The sequence below is a fragment of the Methylobacterium sp. WL7 genome (assembly GCF_008040085.1).
In the GTDB taxonomy this organism is placed as follows: Bacteria; Pseudomonadota; Alphaproteobacteria; order Rhizobiales; family Beijerinckiaceae; genus Methylobacterium; species Methylobacterium mesophilicum.
This window is the reverse complement of record NZ_VRVG01000061.1, coordinates 15,311-31,750: the sequence shown is the minus strand read 5'-3', so window position 1 is coordinate 31,750 and position 16,440 is coordinate 15,311. Positions and strand designations below refer to the sequence as shown.

The window sequence follows — 16,440 nt, the reverse complement described above, 5'->3', positions numbered from 1 at the left end:
GGGTCGGGGTCGGGCGGCTGCTGGGCGAGGGCCGCTCCGGAGAGGGCGAGCAGGATCGTCAAGGCGAGGGCTGGGCGCATGCTCGGACCGTGTCGGCCGCGTCTGGCGCGGCACACGACTGTGGTCTCGGCTCGCGGGCTCGGTCAACCGTGGCTTTGGTCGCGGGCGGGACGGCCGATTCCACAGGCGTCCACAATCATCCACAGGCCAAGCCGCTGGCCCGGCGTCCGATTCGGGCGACCCGCTGAAACGGTTTGAACATGTTCCTGTTATGTTCTTATCGTCCGGCATGACCGGAGCACGCGGAGATGGGGCTGGACCCTGCGAACCAGACCGGGCGGGATCCCACGCCGGGCAGCCCCCGGGAGCGGCTGGCGGCCCTGCGTGCGCGCCTGTCCGCGTCGAGCGGTCCGGCGGCCCCGCCGCCGGTCCTGCCCCTGGATCTGCCGGCGATCGACGCGCACCTGCCCGGCGGCGGCCTGGCGCTCGGGCCGCCGCACGAGATCGCCCCGGCGGAGCCCGCGGACGCGATCGCGGCCCTGGGCTTCGCCCTGGCGCTCTGTGCCGCCCGGCTCGCCCGCACGCAAGGCGCGGCGCTGATCGCCGCCGCCCCGAACCAGCCCCTGCCCCACGGGCACGGCCTGGCCGGCCTCGGCCTGGATCCGGCCCGGCTGCTGCTGCTGGAAGCGGGCGGCGACGCGGAGGTGTTCCGCGCGCTCGAGGCGGCGCTTCACGCCCGCACCCTGTCGGTCCTCGTCGGCCTGATCCAGGACGGCCTGCCGCTGAAGCCGGGCCGGCGCCTGCAGCTCGCCGCCGAAGGGGGCACGGAGGGCGACGGGCCGCCGCTCGTGCTGATCCTGCGGCCCGCCGAGGCCGGGCTGCCCAACGGCGCCGCCACTCGCTGGCGGATCGCCTCGGCTCCGGCCGCCCGGGACCGGTTCGGCACCCTCGACAACCCGCGCTGGCGGGCGCGCCTCGATCGCTGCCGCAACGGCCGCGGCGGCGACTGGCTTCTGGAGTGGGACCATGCCGCGCATCGTCTGCGTCTGCCTGAGCCACTGGCCCGTGACGCGGCTGCGGCGGGCCGGTCTTGCGCCTGACCGGGGCCCGCTCGCGGTGGCGGCCGAGGGGCCCGGCGGCCTGCGGCTCCTCGCCCTCGACCCGGAGGCGGGCGCCCTCGGCTTGAGGCAAGGCGAACTCCTGGGCCGGGTCCGTGCGCGGATCGGCGTGCCGCTCCAGGTCTACCCCGCCGATCCCGAAGCCGACCGGGCGGCGCTGCTGCGGCTCTGCCGCTGGGCGGAGGGCTACGCCCCCGGCGTGGCGCCGTTCGGGCCGGCCGAGGCGGCGGACGGGTTCTACATCGACGTCGCCGGGGCGAGCCACCTGCGCGGGGGCGAGGGCCCCCTCGTGGACGACCTCGCCGGGCGTCTCGCCCGGTCGAAGATCCCCGCCCGGATCGCGCTGGCCGACACCCCCGGCGGCGCCTTCGCGCTGGCCCGCTTCGGCGCCGCCGACCGGGTGGTCGTACCCCCCGGCGGGGCCGCCCAGGCCCTGGGGGGGCTGCCCGTGGAGGCCCTGCGCCTCGATCCCGGCACGGTCTCGGGCCTGAGGCGGCTCGGCCTGCGCCGGGTCGGCGAGATCGACGCCCTCGCCCGGGGGCCGCTGGCCCGCCGCTTCGGCGAGGCCCTGCTGCTGCGCCTCGACCAGGCGATGGGCCGCCGGCCCGAACCCCTGGCGCCGCTCACCGAGGAGGCCGCGTACCGGGCCGCCCGGGGCTTCCTCGACCCGATCGGCCGGCAATCGGACATCGTCGTCACCGCCCGGCTGCTGATGGCAGAGATCGCCCCCCGGCTGGAGCGCGATGGGGTCGGCGCCTGCGCCCTGCGCCTCGTCCTGCACCGGGTCGACGGGATGACGCGCGCCCTCGATCTCGGCCTGTCCCGGCCCGAGCGCTGTCCCGAGCGCGTCGCCACCCTGGTCTCCCTGCGCCTCGACCGCCTCGGGGCGGCTCTCGACGCCGGCTTCGGCTTCGAGACCGTGGCGCTCACCGTCACGGTGACCGGGCCCATGACGGCCCGCCAGACCGATCTCGAGGCGCCGCCCCAGGGGGACGAGATCGGCGTCCTGGCCGACGCCCTGGCGCAGCGCCTCGGCCGGCCGCTCCTGCGCCTCGGGGCGCGGGCGAGCCACATCCCGGAGCGGGCCGGCCACACCCGCCCGTGGACCGCGGACCCGACGCACTGGCCCGACCACCTCCCGCCCCGGCCCCTGGTGCTGTTCCCCCGGGGCGAGGCCGCCCTCGACGTGCTCTCCACGGTGCCCGAGGGACCGCCCCGGCGCTTCCGCTGGCGCGCCCGGATCCACGCCATCGTCCATGCCGAGGGGCCGGAGCGGATCGCGGCCGAGTGGTGGCACACGCCCGGCGCGCCCGCCGCCGACAGGGACGCCGATGCGGCGAACGGGGGCGCCCCCGGCCAGGCCCGGGACTATTACCGGGTCGAGTGCGAGGCCGGCCGCCGGCTCTGGCTCTACCGCGACGGGCCGCACGCCCCCGGCCGGCCGGCCGCGTGGTTCGTCCACGGGGTGTTCCCGTGAGCGATCCCGCCTACGCCGAGCTCGCCCTGACCACGAATTTTTCGTTTTTACGCGGCGCCTCGCATCCGCAGGAATACGTCGTGCAAGGCGCGGCCTACGGGCTCGCCGCGATCGGGGTCGCCGACCGCAACACTGTGGCCGGAGTGGTGCGGGCCCATGCGGCGGCCCAGGCCCTCAAGGCGGAGGGCGTGGCGATCCGCGTCCTGCCGGGCGTGCGCCTCGTCACCGAGGACGGGTTCGAGGCCGTGACCTATCCGGTGGACCGGCAGGCCTGGGGCCGCCTCTGCCGGCTACTCACCCGGGGCAACCGGCGCAGCCGCAAGGGGGATTGCCGGTTCTCCTTCGCCGAGATGCTGGAGGCCGCCGAGGGGCAGATGTTCATCGCGATCCCGCCGGGCCGGCGCCCGCGCCCCCCGGACGGTTTTTTGGGCCGGCTCGAAGCCCTGGCCGCGGCCGCCCCGGGCCGGACCTGGCTCGGGGCGAGCCACGCGCGGCGCGGCGACGAGCGCCGCCGCCTCGGCCTCCTCGCCGAGCTGGGGGAGACCTACGGGGCGCCCATGGTCGCGGTCTCGGATGCGCTCTACCACCATCCCGACCGGCGCCCGCTCCAGGACGTGGTGGCCTGCATCCGCGAGCGCTGCCGGATCGGGGAGGCCGGCTATCGGCTGGAGGCCAACGCCGAGCGCCACCTGAAGCCGGCCTCCGAGATCGCCCGGCTGTTCGCCGACCATCCGGAGGCGCTCGCCCGCACGGTCGAGATCGCGCAGGCCTGCACCTTCTGCCTGTCGCAGCTGCACTACGAGTATCCCGACGAGCCGGTGCCCCCCGGGCGCACGGCCCAGGAATACCTGGAGGAGAAGACCTGGGAGCGGGCGCGCTGGCGCTATGCCGGTGCCGTCCCGGCCTCGGTCGGGGCGACGCTCGGCGAGGAGCTGCGGCTCATCGCCAAGCTGGACTACGCCCGCTACTTCCTGACCCTGTTCGACGTGGTCGAGTTCGCCCGGAGCCGGGGGATCCTGTGCCAGGGGCGCGGCTCGGCGGCCAATTCCGCCGTGTGCTTCTGCCTCGGCATCACCGCCGTGGACCCGTCCAAGCACCGGCTGCTGTTCGCCCGGTTCATTTCCGAGAACCGGGGCGAGCCCCCCGACATCGACGTCGATTTCGAGCACGCGCGCCGGGAGGAGGTGATCCAGCACCTCTACGACCGCTACGGGCGGGCGCGCGCCGCCCTCTGCGCCACGGTGATCCACTATCGCCCACGCATGGCGATCCGAGAGGTCGGCAAGGTCTTAGGGCTCACCGAGGACGTGACCGCGGCGATCGCCGACACGGTCTGGGGCTCCTGGGGCAAGGACGTGCCGGACAAGCACGTGCGCGAGGCCGGCCTCGACCCCGACAACCCGGTGCTCCGGCAGGCGCTCGACCTCGCGCACCAGCTGATCGGCTTCCCCCGCCACCTGTCGCAGCATGTCGGCGGCTTCATCCTGACCCGCGGGCGCCTGGACGAGACCGTGCCGGTGGGCAACGGCGCCATGGCGGACCGCACCTTCATCGAGTGGGACAAGGACGACATCGACGCGATCGGCCTGATGAAGGTCGACGTGCTGGCGCTCGGCATGCTGACCTGCCTCAAGCGCGGTCTCGATTTTCTGGAGAAGGACCACGGCGTCTTCTACGAGACCCTGGCCGACCTGCCCCGGGAGGATCCCGACACCTACGCGATGCTGGCGAAGGCCGATTCCGTCGGCGTGTTCCAGGTCGAGAGCCGGGCGCAGATGTCGATGCTGCCCCGCCTCAAGCCGAAGGAATTCTACGACCTCGTCGTCCAGGTGGCGATCGTGCGCCCGGGTCCGATCCAGGGCGACATGGTCCATCCCTACCTGCGGCGGCGGTCGGGGCAGGAGCCGGTGGTCTATCCGTCCCCCGACCCCGCCCACGGCGATGCGGACGAGCTGAAGGAGGTCCTGAAAAAAACCTACGGCGTGCCGCTGTTCCAGGAGCACGCGATGCAGATCGCCATCACGGCGGCGGGCTTCACCCCGGCCGAGGCCGACGGGCTGCGCCGGGCGATGGCGACGTTCCGGCATGTCGGCACGATCGGCGGCTTCGAGCAGAAGTTCGTGGGCGGCATGACCGGCCGCGGCTACCCGGCGGATTTCGCAGAGCGCTGCTTCGCGCAGATCAAGGGCTTCTCCACCTACGGCTTCCCGGAGAGCCACGCGGCGAGCTTCGCGCTCCTGGTCTACGCCTCGGCCTGGATGAAGTGCCGGCACCCGGACGTGTTCCTGGCCGCGATCCTCAACGCCCAGCCGATGGGCTTCTACCAGCCCGCCCAGCTGGTGCGGGACGCCCGCGCCCACGGGGTCGAGGTGCGGGGCGTCTGCGTCAACGCCAGCGCCTGGGACTGCACCCTGGAGCCGGCCGGGGATCCGAAGCTGCACGCGGTGCGCCTCGGCCTGCGGCAGGTGAACGGCCTGCCCGAGGCCGCGATGCACCGGCTCGTCCGGCTGCGCGCCAACGGCTATGCCAGCATCGAGGGCCTGCAGGCGGCCCTGGCCCTGCCCCGCAACGCCCTGGAGCGCCTGGCCGAGGCCGACGCGTTCCGGTCGCTGGGCCTCGACCGGCGCGCCGCCCTGTGGATGGTGCGCACGCTCGAGGGCACCTCCTCCCGCAAGGCCGCCAAGGCGGACGGGACCGAGCGCCGCGGCCATCTCCTCGACGCGCCGCTGCCGCTCTTCGCCTGGCACGCCGACGACGGCCTGTTCCGGCACGAGCCGACCGTGGACCTGCCGGCGTTGCCCCTGTCCGAGGCGGTGGCCGAGGATTACGCCGCCACCGGCCTGTCCCTGCAGGGGCACCCGGTCGCGTTCTTCCGGGGCCGGCTCGCCCGGATCGGCGCGATCCCGGCCCGGGCCCATCAGGATCCGGCCCTGCCCCAGGGCGCCCGGGTCACGGTGGCGGGCCTGGTGCTGATCCGCCAGCGGCCGGGCACCGCCAAGGGCGTGGTGTTCCTGACCCTGGAGGACGAGACCGGCATCGCCAACGTGATCATCTGGAAGACGGTGTTCGAAGCCAACCGGAGGGCCGCCATGCAGGCCCGCTTCCTCGCCGTGCGCGGCCGGGTGCAGCGGGCCGAGGGGGTGGTCCACCTGGTCGCCGAGGGGTTTCGCGATCTGACGGAGTCCCTGCGCGACCTGCGCGCCGCCGGGATGAGGCTACCCCCCGAGACCACGGATTTCGGGGCGCCTCAGGACCGGCGGGCGTATCCGAGCCGGGATTTTCATTGATCCTTCGACGGCGGAAGCCCGCCGCGTGCGCAGCGACGCGACCGAGCGGAGGATGACAGACGCCGGGCAGCGTCTGCTGGCGACCCGATCGGGTCGTACACGTTGCCTCTAGATCTGCCGGAAAGCGGACATGGGCCCCGATCAACCTCGACCAAGTGGGCCCGCATCGAGTTGTTCGAGGATACGCGTCAGCGTCGCGCGATTGTTTTTATCGTCTGCGTTTTCGAGTGCATCTTCCAGCACGAGACGGATATCCTCGGCTTCGACCTTCTCCATGTCCCAGTTCGGGTAGAGACGCTCTCGCTCTTCTTCGCTCTGGCTCAGCGAAACGATGTCATAATGCCGCTCGTCGCGATGCAAAATCGCGATCAGGTTCTGGATCTTGGCGGCCGGCCCCTCGATCCACTGAAAGAAGACGCCGCTGCCGAAAACCAGCACCCCGGTGATGCCGTGCGCAAAATTGTTGCGCTGGGCCGTCTCGACGATGCGGGAGACTTCGGCGTCGTCAACGCCCTCGGCGGCGCGACTACAATAGACAAAGTGGTAGAGTTTGGGCAGCGCAGCTTCATCTAACTCGACGCCGCGCGGGATTCCGTATTCGTCGAACATCAGTAAGCTCGCTTCATCTGTGGCAGTATGACCAAGGCTCAAATTCAATCGAACCAGTGCCCAGATATACAGGGCGCCGTCGATCCAATTCGGTCAGGAGCCATACTTTGTGATTCGCTCAAAGGTTCATGAGTCGTAAGGCGCGTCATCGCGTTCGGGTTCGGCCGCAAGCCGCTCGAATACTTTCAGAGCTTGCAAAGGAGTGGCTTTATCTATCGCTCCGTTCGCGACGTCAGCCTGTGACCACATCCAAGATCGGGCCGGATCGTCACGCATGGCCCAGCTTGGGAATAACCGGTCCGTCACAGGGTGATAGGACAATCGCCTGATCTCCAAATGCCGGTCGTCGCGCAAGATCCGAGCATAGGTGGCATCCAGCGCTTCGGCCGAGCCCTCCAACAACTGCATGTAGACATCGGCCCTGCAAATGAGGGCGCCGGTGATCCCATCTCGCGCGTTGCATCGCCGCGATTGCGACAGGATGCCATTGAGCATCGCTTGGTCGAACCCAAATGGGCGCGAGGCATAGATGAGCTGAACGACAGACATTGCTGCTGGATCCTATCAGGCCGTCCGATTGGTTCGGATCGATAGAGAGAAATCTACGGTCGGTCGTTCGCAAGCTCGAAGGCAGATGAGAGCAGTCTCTGTGCGAGCAGAACCGCGGTGGGGGCATCGACCGCCGAGGCATCGGCGCCCACCCGTTCGACGTATTCGGGATGCTCGAGGAAGACGGGTCCCCCGACCATGACGCCGATTGAGGGGTTGAGCGACGCCCGTCGTACCGCCCGGATCGAGGCGGCGAGCTGATCGAGATGGCTCTCCCGGCTCAGCGTCAGACCCACGACGCCGAACCACTCCGAGGCGACGAGAGCGGCGATCTCCTCGGGGCTGGAGGCAAGCGCGCAATCCGCATGCCAGCCGGCCTTCCGCATGAACTGTTCGACGATGGCCAAGCCGAAGGTGTGGAGTTCGCCTGGTGCTCCCATCAGGAGGATGCGCCGCCCGCTATCGTAGGGCGCGACGCCTCCGTCCGTGCGGAACGTGGCCAACAGGAACTGGAGTTGGGCGAGGCCGGCCGTGACCTCGATGAAGTCGCACAGGTCGTCGTCCCACATGCGTCCCAGCAGGGCCGCCGAGGGTGCCAACAGGTCGAGGAACAGGTCGTCGACGGAATATCCCTTGGCCGTCAGGGCGGTGAAGGCGTTCTTGGGGGCCGTGACGTCGTGCCCGAGGATCAGATCCGTGAAGCCCGCGACCGTTTCCGCTTCCAGCTTCGGCAGGACGTCCGACCGGACCTCCCTCCCGCCGCGATCGATCAGCATGAGCCGTGGGATGATGTCCGTCTGAACGATGCGGCCGAGCGCCAGGGTTCGGTGCCGTGCCTCGTCGGCGGATCTTCGCCGTGCATAGCCCTCCCGGACATACGCCGCTTCGGCGATCCCCTCCGTGATCAGATCGGCCCACTCCCGGTGGGTTGATCCCTGATCCAGCATTGTCTCATCCCCATGGTCCGGGGTTGGCATCCCCGTTTGTTATTGACCGTCGTCGGCGAGTACGGGGTGCAAGAGAGACGCAAACGCGCGCGTTGTAAAGGAGGCGACTTTCCTACAGGGCTCACCCGATATCAGCAGCTTGCGGCGGGCGCGAAGTACAGCCGCCCTGCGGGAGAGACAGGTCTTCGAACGTCGGCCTCTCATCGACCGCAGCCTCGAGCGGACCGACCGCTCCCCAACCGTTGCGGACGGCACCAAACGTGGGATCCCGTCTCGGCGCATGAAGACGCACACTCATCGACCGGCATGTCGCCCTTGACAATGTTCCTACTTTGTGCTCATTAGCCGTCACCTGTCCTTCGGCGTTTCGGGAGCGATCCCGCGGCGCTCCTCGGGGGTCCGTCCGGTGGCTGACCGGCGGGCTCGGGGGACGGGGCGGTGCCCGCGTCGGTGGCTCTCAGCCGCCATCGCCCCGGGCGGCGTGCCGATGCAGGGCGTGTCTCGGATGCGGGCGTGAAGATCGGGCGGCAGTCTGCCCGGCGGGGTGCGGAAATGCCCCCGCGGCGACCCGGGTCTGGGCGTGACCCTCAGAAACCTGCGGACCCGCCCACTACGAGGCGGATGTCGGGTGGAAGGCCACGGCGGTGATGCGGGTTCCGGGGGCGTCTCGGCTGCGATTGCGGCTTGGGCGTCATGAGCAGTGACCGCGAACACGGAGTCGCGGGGATCGGCAGGTCGCACAGACATCGCGACGAGACAGACGGCACCGGCCGGGGACCATGCCCGTCCGATGCCGCGGGTCGCCGCGGGGATCGGATCCCGGGCGTAACTTGGCCGTCACCTGGGTTCCCGCGGCGTCCCGCGTCCAGCGTGAGGAGACTTCTTGGGCCATGCCCCCGGCGCCGCAGGCGCGTGGGGACGAGGAAGCATATCCAGAGGTGGGCGGACGGGCGCGCGGCGATCGATCCGCCCGGTGAACCGCGGGTCGGGACGAAACCGGCTCAGGTACTACAGCAGCGTCCCGGAGGAGGACCGCACCGTCAGCGACTTGCCGGCTCGGGACACCAGATGGGCGAAGGCCAGGGCGGCCGCCGAGGCCTGCGCGGCCGAGGGAAACGTCCGGGACGACTCGGCGACGGTCTCGTCGGCCTCGTTGAGCAGGACCCAGGACCAGAGATGCTCGGCTTGGCGGATCTGGAAGTGCATGGCGGGTCCACCCCGTAAGGTCCGGACCACAATGCACCGCGAAAAGACGTTGCGGGTTAATGGCTTGCGCCGCCAAAGTCGAATAGTCGACAAACCATCGACTTGTCCGCGCTTTCACCGCTCTTCACAGCGTGCCGTTTGCCACAGGTCTGCAACGTGCCTTGAAGGCAGGGCAAACGACGGCACCTTCCACGCCCGGCAGCGTGCCGGAAGATCGGGTCGTGCGCGGCGAAGGATGCTGAACAACAAAAAAAGCAAGGCCTGAGGCCTTGCTTTTCAAGCTGCAGTGGCTCGACCTTTGATTATCCTACGCATTGCCTGCGTGGCGGTCGGTTTTCCTCCCGAGACTCGGACCCTGCGCCACCTCTTGCGGGCGTCGCAAACATCACGAGCCGCTTATAGGAACAACAATTCGTGTTGTCACCGGGTGTGCGAGAAAAATCTGCGCTTTCTTGCCGGCAAATGGGCAGTTCGATTCCTATTGCGGCACCGGGCTCGGTCGGCCCGGCCTCCAATGCCGCGGCCCGATTGCGCGCCCTGTCGGCCGACGGTGCTTGTAATTTGCGTCCCCGGCGTGTTGTGTGCCCGGGCGCCTCGGTGCCTCCCGGCCGGATCCAGGCCGAACTCCCCGAAGACAAGCCCCCGAAAACATGCGTCTGTCTCGCTACTTCATGCCGACCTTGCGCGAGACGCCCAAGGAAGCCGAGATCGTCTCCCACCGCCTGATGCTGCGCGCCGGCCTGGTGCGCCAGGAATCGGCCGGCATCTATGCGTGGCTGCCGCTCGGCCTGCGGGTGCTGGAGCGGGTCTGCGCGGTGGTCCGTCGCGAGCAGGATCGCTCCGGCGCCATCGAGATCCTGATGCCGACCGTGCAATCGGCCGAGCTGTGGCGGGAATCCGGGCGCTACGACGCCTACGGCAAGGAAATGCTGCGCCTGAAGGACCGGCACGACCGCGAGATGCTCTACGGCCCCACCGCCGAGGAGATGGTGACGGAGATCTTCCGGGCCAGCGTGCGGTCCTACAAGGACCTGCCCAAGAACCTCTACCAGATCTCGTGGAAGTTCCGCGACGAGGTGCGGCCGCGCTTCGGCACGATGCGCTCCCGCGAGTTCCTGATGAAGGACGCCTATTCGTTCGACTTCGACCAGGCCGGGGCACGCCACGCCTACAACCGCATGTTCGTGGCCTACCTGCGCACCTTCGCGGGGCTCGGCCTCCGGGCGATCCCGATGCGCGCCGACACCGGCCCGATCGGCGGCGACCTGTCCCACGAGTTCATCATCCTGGCCAAGACCGGCGAGAGCGAGGTGTTCTGCGACCGCGCCTATCTCGACTTCGAGACCCCGCCCGAGACCGTGGATTTCGACGACGTCGCGAGCCTGCAGGGCATCGTCGATTCCTGGACGTCGCACTATGCCGCCACCGACGAGATCCACGAGCCGGAGGCCTTCGCGGAGGTGCCGGAGGCCGACCGCCTCGCCGCCCGCGGCATCGAGGTCGGGCACATCTTCTATTTCGGCACCAAGTATTCCGAGCCGATGGGTGCCAAGGTGACCGGGCCGGACGGGATCGAGCGGCCGGTCCATATGGGCTCCTACGGCATCGGGCCGAGCCGGCTGGTGGCCGCGATCATCGAGGCCAGCCACGACGAGGCCGGCATCATCTGGCCGGATTCGGTCGCACCCTTCGACGTGGCCCTGATCAACCTCAAAGTCGGCGATTCCGGCACCGACGCCGCCTGCGCGCAGATCCAGGCGGACCTCGAGGCGGCCGGCCTGTCCGTGCTGTACGACGACCGCGACGAGCGGCCGGGCGCGAAATTCGCCACGGCCGACCTGATCGGCCTGCCCTGGCAGGTGATCGTCGGGCCGAAGGGCCTGGCCGAGGGCAAGGTCGAGCTGAAGCGGCGTGCCGGCGGCGAGCGTGAGAGCCTCGCCGTTGTCGATCTGCTGGCCCGGATCCGCCGCGTCTGACCCGCCAAGCGGCGCCAGCGCGGCGGCCGGCCAAATTGCCGGCGGCAATTCTGCTTCAATCCGTGTTTAGGCATCATTTTCGCCGTTCGAGCGGCGACAACGCAGCCAATGGTGCTTAGGGCTAGGCCGATGACTGGAGCAGCGGCGATCGACCGGGTGAGGGGCTTCGCGGCCTCCTTGCGCGAAGGGACGGCCCCCTTCGCGCCGTTCGAGTGGATCATCGCCGGCCGCTACCTGCGGGCGCGGCGCCGGGGTGGCGGCGTGTCGGTGGTGGCGTTCTTCTCCGTCCTCGGCATCGCGCTGGGCGTCGCCACCCTGATCATCGTGCTCTCGGTGATGAACGGGTTTCGCGCCGAGCTGCTCTCCAAGATCGTCGGCATCAACGGACACCTGTTCGCCACGCCGATCGACCGCCCGTTCAACGACTGGGTCGACCTGTCGGAGCGCCTGTCGAAGGTGGCGGGCGTGCGCGCCGCGGTGCCGCTCGTGGAAGGCCAGGCCTTCGCCTCGTCACAGTTCGGCGGCTCCGGCGTGATCGTGCGCGGCGTGCGCGCCGCCGACCTCGACGCGCTGGCCGCGGTCTCCAGCGCGATCCGCGGCGGAACGCTGGAGGGGTTCGACGACGGCACCGGCGTCCTGATCGGCCGACGGCTCGCGGATTCCCTGGGGCTTCAAGCCGGGGACAACATCACGCTGGTCACGCCCAAGGGGTCGTCCACGCCCTTCGGTACGGCGCCCCGGACCAAGAGCTACGCGGTCAAGGCGGTGTTCGAGGTGGGCATGACCGAGTTCGATCAGACCTTCGTGTTCATGCCGCTGACCGAGGCGCAGGCGTTCTTCAACCGGGAGAGCGACGTCAGCATGATCGAGATCTACGTCGACAACCCCGATCAGGTCGGCGACATGCGCGAGCCCCTCGAGATGGCGGCCGAGCGCCCGATCCTGCTGACCGACTGGCGCCAGCGCAACCGCACCTTCTTCGGGGCGCTCGAGGTGGAGCGCAACGTGATGTTCCTGATCCTGAGCCTGATCGTCGTGGTCGCGACGCTCAACATCGTCTCGGGCCTGATCCTGCTGGTGCGCGACAAGTCCAGCGACATCGCGATCCTGCGCACCATGGGGGCGACCCCCGGCACGATCATGCGGGTGTTCCTGATCAACGGCGCGCTGATCGGTTTGGTCGGGACCCTGAGCGGCCTGGGGCTCGGCGTGCTCATCACCTTGAACATCAAGCCGATCCAGCGCGTGCTGTTTCCCGGCGCCTGGGACCCGACCGTGCGCTTCCTCGCCGAGATCCCCGCCCAGATGAACCCGAAGGAGATCACCGCCGTGGTGATCACCTCTCTGCTGCTGTCGCTCGCGGCGACGCTCTATCCCTCCTGGCGTGCCGCCCGGCTCGATCCGGTGCAGGCCCTGCGCTACGGCTGACGGTCCGCATCCCATGAGTGACGCAAGCGAGCCCGCCGGCAGCCCGCCGGTGCCGGCCCTATTCTTCGCCCGCGTCGAGCGGCGCTACCGGCAGGCCGAGGGAGCCCTGGATATCCTGCGCGGGGCCGATCTCGCGATCTGGCCCGGGGAGCTGGTTGCCCTCGTGGCGCCCTCCGGCGCCGGGAAGTCGACGCTCCTGCACCTTGCCGGCCTGTTGGAGCGGCCGGACGGCGGCGAGGTCTATATCGGCGGCCGGCCCACAGCCGCGATGCCGGATAACGAGCGCACACGCCTGCGCCGGGAGGAGATGGGCTTCGTCTACCAGTTCCACCATCTGCTGCCGGAGTTCTCCGCCTTGGAGAACGTGGTGATGCCGCAGCTCATCCGCGGCCTCGGCCGTGGCGAGGCGAAGACCCGCGCCACCGAGCTGCTGAGCTTCCTCGGCCTCAAGGACCGCCTGCCGCACCGCCCGGCCGAGCTGTCGGGGGGCGAGCAGCAGCGCGTCGCCATCGCTCGCGCGGTGGCCAACGGCCCCCGGCTGCTCCTGGCGGACGAGCCCACGGGGAATCTCGACCCCGGTACCGCCGGCCACGTGTTCTCGGTGCTGATGTCGCTCGTGCGGGCCTCGGGCCTCGCGGCCCTGGTCGCGACCCACAACCTGGAGCTCGCCGCCCGCATGGACCGCCGGGTGACGATCCGCGATGGGCTGATCACGCCGCTCGATTGAGGGCGCGGCTCGCGGAATCTCGGCCGTTCGGCATCCCGAGACGCTCGGGATCCTTCATCGACAGGGGAGCTGGTAGCGCCGGGTGACGAGTTGTCCCGCCGCGTCGAGGGACAGGGTCGACGCCGTCCGGCTCTTGCGGGCCGTGCCGCCGTCGCAGCTGTCGGTGAAGACATCCCGGATGACCTGGCCCGGCGTCGCCAGCCCGCTGCCCGGATCGAGCTTGACCGCGGTGAGCGCCGTGACGCTCTCACCCATGTTGTAGAAGCCGGATTCGAGCAGCACGTCACTGCGTCCGTCGCGATCGGCATCGACCGCGGCGGCGAGGCGCTGATACTGGACGTCCTTGGGCAGGCGGAAGAAGTGCGCCTTCGCGCCGTCGCCGAGAACGACGAGGACGGGTGCCACCGCATTCGGAAACGGCTCGCTCGCCACCGGCGCCGTCCGCTGAACGAGATAGGTGCGCTCGCGGCTGCCGGGCCGCGTGAACGCACCGGCGGCAGCCCCCAGCACCACGAAGTTGGGCCCCAGTTCCGTGCGCAGGGCTTGCGGAGCCTCTTCGGCCATGACCTGCGCGAGACGGGCCCGCTCGTCCGGCGCCACCGAGGGTTCGGCATCCCGGAAGCCGCGGTCCCGGTAATCCACGATGTAATCCGCGGCCTGGGCGCTCTGAATCAATCCCAGCAGCATGACACTCGACAGCAGGCGGATCACCGCAACCTCCGGATCAGGATCGTCGGATCAACGCCGTGTTGCTCCGGTCCGTCGTCCAAATCATGGCCTTGAGCCGCCGGAGCAAGCCTTGCCCGGATCGGTCTTGTCGACCGGTTCGTACGGTCGCGCTAGACATCGAGGAGAGGCAGATCGAACGAGAACCGGGAGGGCCGGTGATGGATCAATCGCGTACCAACCTCCGTTCGGACCCGGTCTCTTCGGGGATCGCGCGGGTTCGCCGGCAGCTGCGACGCCTGGAAGCCCTCGCCGCGCAGCATCGGTTCCGCAAGCGGATCGTCCGGGCCCTGCGCGGCGGAGGCGGCGGAGGCTGCACCCTGCTCGTCCTGATTAAAGCCAAGATCGTCGGCTCACTGGCCGGTAAACTTGCGATCGCTGCGCTGGTCGGGCTCGGCCTCGCCTGGCCCCTCGCGGCGCTGGCGATCCTCGCGATCGCGGTGATGGTGGCATCGATCCTCAGCTGCGAGCCGACGGACCTCGACGGCTGCGACTGCGTTCGGTCGAACCCGCGACGCGCACGGCTCAAGGCGCTGATCAAGCAGCGGCGCGCGTGGCTCGCCGCACCGTCGGGCCAAGCACCGCGGATCCGTGATTTCCGGATGTCGCGAAGCCCCTGAAGGCCGGCAAAGCCATCGACTCAGCGGAGCTATGCCTTCCAGTCGCCCCGAGCCCTCATCGGCGGCCGGCCTCTGCGACCTTCAGGCCGGGTCCGCGCTCGACCGTAAGAAACGCCAGCTCTTCGACGCGGTCGCAAGCGGCGATGATCGCGTCGGGGCTCTCGGCCAAGTGCGCCTTGGCCTGGGCGCAAGCGCGCGTCACCGCCGGGTCGGCCAGCAGCCGTTCCAGGACCCGGGCGGCCCGGGCCGGACGGAAGGCGTGGCGGCTCAAGGTGGTGCCCAGCGTCCGGTCCTTCAGGCGCCGCCCCTCGTCGAAATGATCGAACGCCACCGGGACGACGAGTTGCGGGATGCCCGCAGCCAGGGCCTGCGCCACCGTCCCGACGCCGCCGTGGTGGACCAGTGCGGCGCTGCGCGGCAGCAACGCGCTCAACGGCGCGTAGGCCAGGTGGATGATCCCGGGCGGTAGTGGCATCGGGATCTGGCCGTCCTGGGGAGCGAGCAGCACCCCACGTCGACCCATCCGCCGGCAGACCTCCAGAGCGGTCTCGAAGAACGCGGCGCCCTGGCGCATCGCCGAGCCGTAGGTGAACACGATCGGCGCGTCGCCTTCGGCCAGGAAGGTCTCGAGTTCCGCCGGCATCGCCGGCACGTCGCCGAACCGGTCGACCAGCGGGAAGCCAAGCTGCACCGCCTGGGACGGCCAGTCCGCCTGGGGCGCGGCGTACCAATCCGGGAACATCAGAAGCATGCGGGTCGGACTGTTCCACCAATGCCGCAGCCGGGTCACCGGATCGAGGCCGAGGCGTTGACGCAACGCGTTGAGGGGCGGCAGCGTGAACGGGCCGACCGCCACCGTGTCGGCGCCCTGGTTGAGCCAGGCCCGCAACGCCGCCGGGAGGATCCGCGGCAGCGGCAGTCCCGGCAGCCGGGGCGGATCGGACCGGCTCTCGATCAGGAACGGCATCACGTGCAGCGTCGCGGCCGGGATGTCGTAGAGTTCCTGGGCGAGCCGCGCGCCCCAGGCCAGAGGCGAGGCGACCACGATCTGATCGACCCCGCGCGCCCGGGTGGCCCCGAGCCAGAGGCACGTCGTCTCCGCCACACCCAGGGCGAAATCGAACATCGGACGGAAGCCCCAGCGCGGATGCCAGAGTTCGGGCTGGCCGATCACGGCCTCGTAGTCGGCGGCCGTGCCGAGGGGCTGGAAGTACAGGCCCGCGCGCCGCGCCATCGCCTCGAACGGTGCCGGAGCGGCCAAGGTGACGCCGTGCCCGCGGGCCAGGAGCATGTGGCCCAGCGCGATGAACGGCAGCACGTCGCCGTGCGTCCCGACGGCCACCAGCGCGACCTGGATCCGATCCCCAATGTGTTGCGCGGGAATAGCCTGCTCCCTCGACCCCCCCGGTCAAATAACGAACGTCCCGATAGGCGAGGACATGGCAGCCCGCCCGATCTCCATCAAGCCACTATTTGTTTACTATGATGTAAAGCCGCAGGCGCCGCATCGGCCCCGCCTCTATCTTCAGAACAAAACATGAACATAATGGAGCTGGAACACGGGAGGCGCGACGATGCTGAAGCGGTTGGTCCTGACCGGGGTGGTCGAGTTCATGGCCTTCGGGATGCTGTTCGCGGCGGTCGCTGCCTGGGCGATAGCGTTGGCACCGGTTCGTTAGCCGGGCTCTTCACATCCGGGCCGAGTTCCGGCCCCGGAGCGGCTTATACACAGGCATTCGATCCGTCCGAGCCGATTATCCACACAGCGCG

The 16,440-nt window shown here is 69.9% G+C and carries 13 protein-coding genes; 7 read left to right on the top strand and 6 right to left on the bottom strand.

Features of this window, described 5'->3' with window-relative positions:
- Positions 1-308: 308 nt before the first annotated feature.
- Genes FV233_RS16470 through FV233_RS16460 form a run of 3 tightly spaced genes read left to right on the top strand, consistent with a single transcriptional unit; the run spans position 309 to position 5,882 of the window.
- Positions 309-1,100: an ImuA protein gene (locus tag FV233_RS16470; protein ID WP_147898080.1), complete on the top strand. Its 792-nt coding sequence runs from the start codon at positions 309-311 to the stop codon at positions 1,098-1,100.
- Positions 1,027-2,595, top strand: a complete 1,569-nt coding sequence (locus tag FV233_RS16465) for a DUF6504 family protein (RefSeq protein WP_246690004.1) — start codon at positions 1,027-1,029, stop codon at positions 2,593-2,595. Before FV233_RS16470 ends, FV233_RS16465 begins: the two co-directional genes overlap by 74 nt.
- Positions 2,592-5,882, top strand: coding sequence for an error-prone DNA polymerase (locus FV233_RS16460; RefSeq protein ID WP_147898079.1), 3,291 nt, complete (start codon positions 2,592-2,594; stop codon positions 5,880-5,882). The genes FV233_RS16465 and FV233_RS16460 overlap by 4 nt, the downstream gene beginning before the upstream one ends.
- A gap of 141 nt (positions 5,883-6,023) precedes the next feature.
- On the opposite strand, the gene FV233_RS16455 is transcribed toward FV233_RS16460, so the two are convergent.
- From FV233_RS16455 to FV233_RS16440, 4 genes are all read right to left on the bottom strand, one after another.
- Positions 6,024-6,491, bottom strand: coding sequence for a BLUF domain-containing protein (locus FV233_RS16455; RefSeq protein ID WP_147898078.1), 468 nt, complete (start codon positions 6,489-6,491; stop codon positions 6,024-6,026).
- Between the two features lie 126 nt (positions 6,492-6,617).
- Complete coding sequence (locus FV233_RS16450; protein ID WP_147853596.1) at positions 6,618-7,040, bottom strand: BLUF domain-containing protein; 423 nt, start codon at positions 7,038-7,040, stop codon at positions 6,618-6,620.
- 53 nt (positions 7,041-7,093) lie between these two features.
- A complete protein-coding gene (locus tag FV233_RS16445) occupies positions 7,094-7,987 on the bottom strand; it encodes a cobalamin B12-binding domain-containing protein (protein ID WP_147898077.1) in 894 nt (297 codons plus the stop codon).
- Positions 7,988-8,995: 1,008 nt separating this feature from the next.
- Positions 8,996-9,193 (bottom strand): hypothetical protein, encoded by a 198-nt coding sequence (locus tag FV233_RS16440; RefSeq protein ID WP_147853594.1) that lies wholly within the window; start codon positions 9,191-9,193, stop codon positions 8,996-8,998.
- 650 nt (positions 9,194-9,843) lie between these two features.
- On the opposite strand from FV233_RS16440, the gene proS reads away from it, so the two are divergent.
- The 3 genes from proS (at position 9,844) to FV233_RS16425 (ending at position 13,324) form a co-directional block, all read left to right on the top strand.
- Positions 9,844-11,169 carry a proline--tRNA ligase gene (proS, locus tag FV233_RS16435; RefSeq protein WP_147898076.1) on the top strand — a complete coding sequence of 442 codons (1,326 nt, stop codon included), beginning with the start codon at positions 9,844-9,846 and terminating at the stop codon, positions 11,167-11,169.
- 129 nt (positions 11,170-11,298) lie between these two features.
- Positions 11,299-12,597, top strand: a complete 1,299-nt coding sequence (locus tag FV233_RS16430; protein WP_147853592.1) for a lipoprotein-releasing ABC transporter permease subunit — start codon at positions 11,299-11,301, stop codon at positions 12,595-12,597.
- A gap of 13 nt (positions 12,598-12,610) precedes the next feature.
- Positions 12,611-13,324: an ABC transporter ATP-binding protein gene (locus FV233_RS16425; RefSeq protein ID WP_147898075.1), complete on the top strand. Its 714-nt coding sequence runs from the start codon at positions 12,611-12,613 to the stop codon at positions 13,322-13,324.
- Positions 13,325-13,378: 54 nt separating this feature from the next.
- Here the strand turns inward: FV233_RS16425 and FV233_RS16420 are convergent, their stop codons facing one another.
- Positions 13,379-14,035, bottom strand: coding sequence for a hypothetical protein (locus tag FV233_RS16420; protein WP_147898074.1), 657 nt, complete (start codon positions 14,033-14,035; stop codon positions 13,379-13,381).
- A 62-nt stretch (positions 14,036-14,097) separates the two neighbouring features.
- Between FV233_RS16420 and FV233_RS16415 the strand changes: the two genes are divergently transcribed.
- Positions 14,098-14,670 (top strand): hypothetical protein, encoded by a 573-nt coding sequence (locus FV233_RS16415; RefSeq protein ID WP_246690003.1) that lies wholly within the window; start codon positions 14,098-14,100, stop codon positions 14,668-14,670.
- Positions 14,671-14,725: 55 nt separating this feature from the next.
- Here FV233_RS16415 and FV233_RS16410 read toward each other — a convergent pair whose 3' ends face one another.
- Entirely contained in the window at positions 14,726-16,027 is a 1,302-nt protein-coding gene (locus FV233_RS16410) for a nucleotide disphospho-sugar-binding domain-containing protein (protein ID WP_147898073.1), read from the bottom strand.
- Positions 16,028-16,440 lie beyond the last annotated feature (413 nt).

Excerpts from the sequence above, each read along its gene's own strand:
- FV233_RS16470 (WP_147898080.1), top strand. The coding sequence starts at position 309 with ATGGGGCTGGACCCTGCGAACCAGACCGGGCGGGATCCCACGCCGGGC.
- FV233_RS16465 (WP_246690004.1), top strand. The coding sequence starts at position 1,027 with ATGCCGCGCATCGTCTGCGTCTGCCTGAGCCACTGGCCCGTGACGCGG.
- FV233_RS16455 (WP_147898078.1), bottom strand. The coding sequence starts at position 6,491 with ATGTTCGACGAATACGGAATCCCGCGCGGCGTCGAGTTAGATGAAGCT.
- FV233_RS16450 (WP_147853596.1), bottom strand. The coding sequence starts at position 7,040 with ATGTCTGTCGTTCAGCTCATCTATGCCTCGCGCCCATTTGGGTTCGAC.
- FV233_RS16445 (WP_147898077.1), bottom strand. The coding sequence starts at position 7,987 with ATGCTGGATCAGGGATCAACCCACCGGGAGTGGGCCGATCTGATCACG.
- FV233_RS16440 (WP_147853594.1), bottom strand. The coding sequence starts at position 9,193 with ATGCACTTCCAGATCCGCCAAGCCGAGCATCTCTGGTCCTGGGTCCTG.
- proS (WP_147898076.1), top strand. The coding sequence starts at position 9,844 with ATGCGTCTGTCTCGCTACTTCATGCCGACCTTGCGCGAGACGCCCAAG.
- FV233_RS16430 (WP_147853592.1), top strand. The coding sequence starts at position 11,299 with ATGACTGGAGCAGCGGCGATCGACCGGGTGAGGGGCTTCGCGGCCTCC.
- FV233_RS16425 (WP_147898075.1), top strand. The coding sequence starts at position 12,611 with ATGAGTGACGCAAGCGAGCCCGCCGGCAGCCCGCCGGTGCCGGCCCTA.
- FV233_RS16415 (WP_246690003.1), top strand. The coding sequence starts at position 14,098 with ATGGCCTTGAGCCGCCGGAGCAAGCCTTGCCCGGATCGGTCTTGTCGA.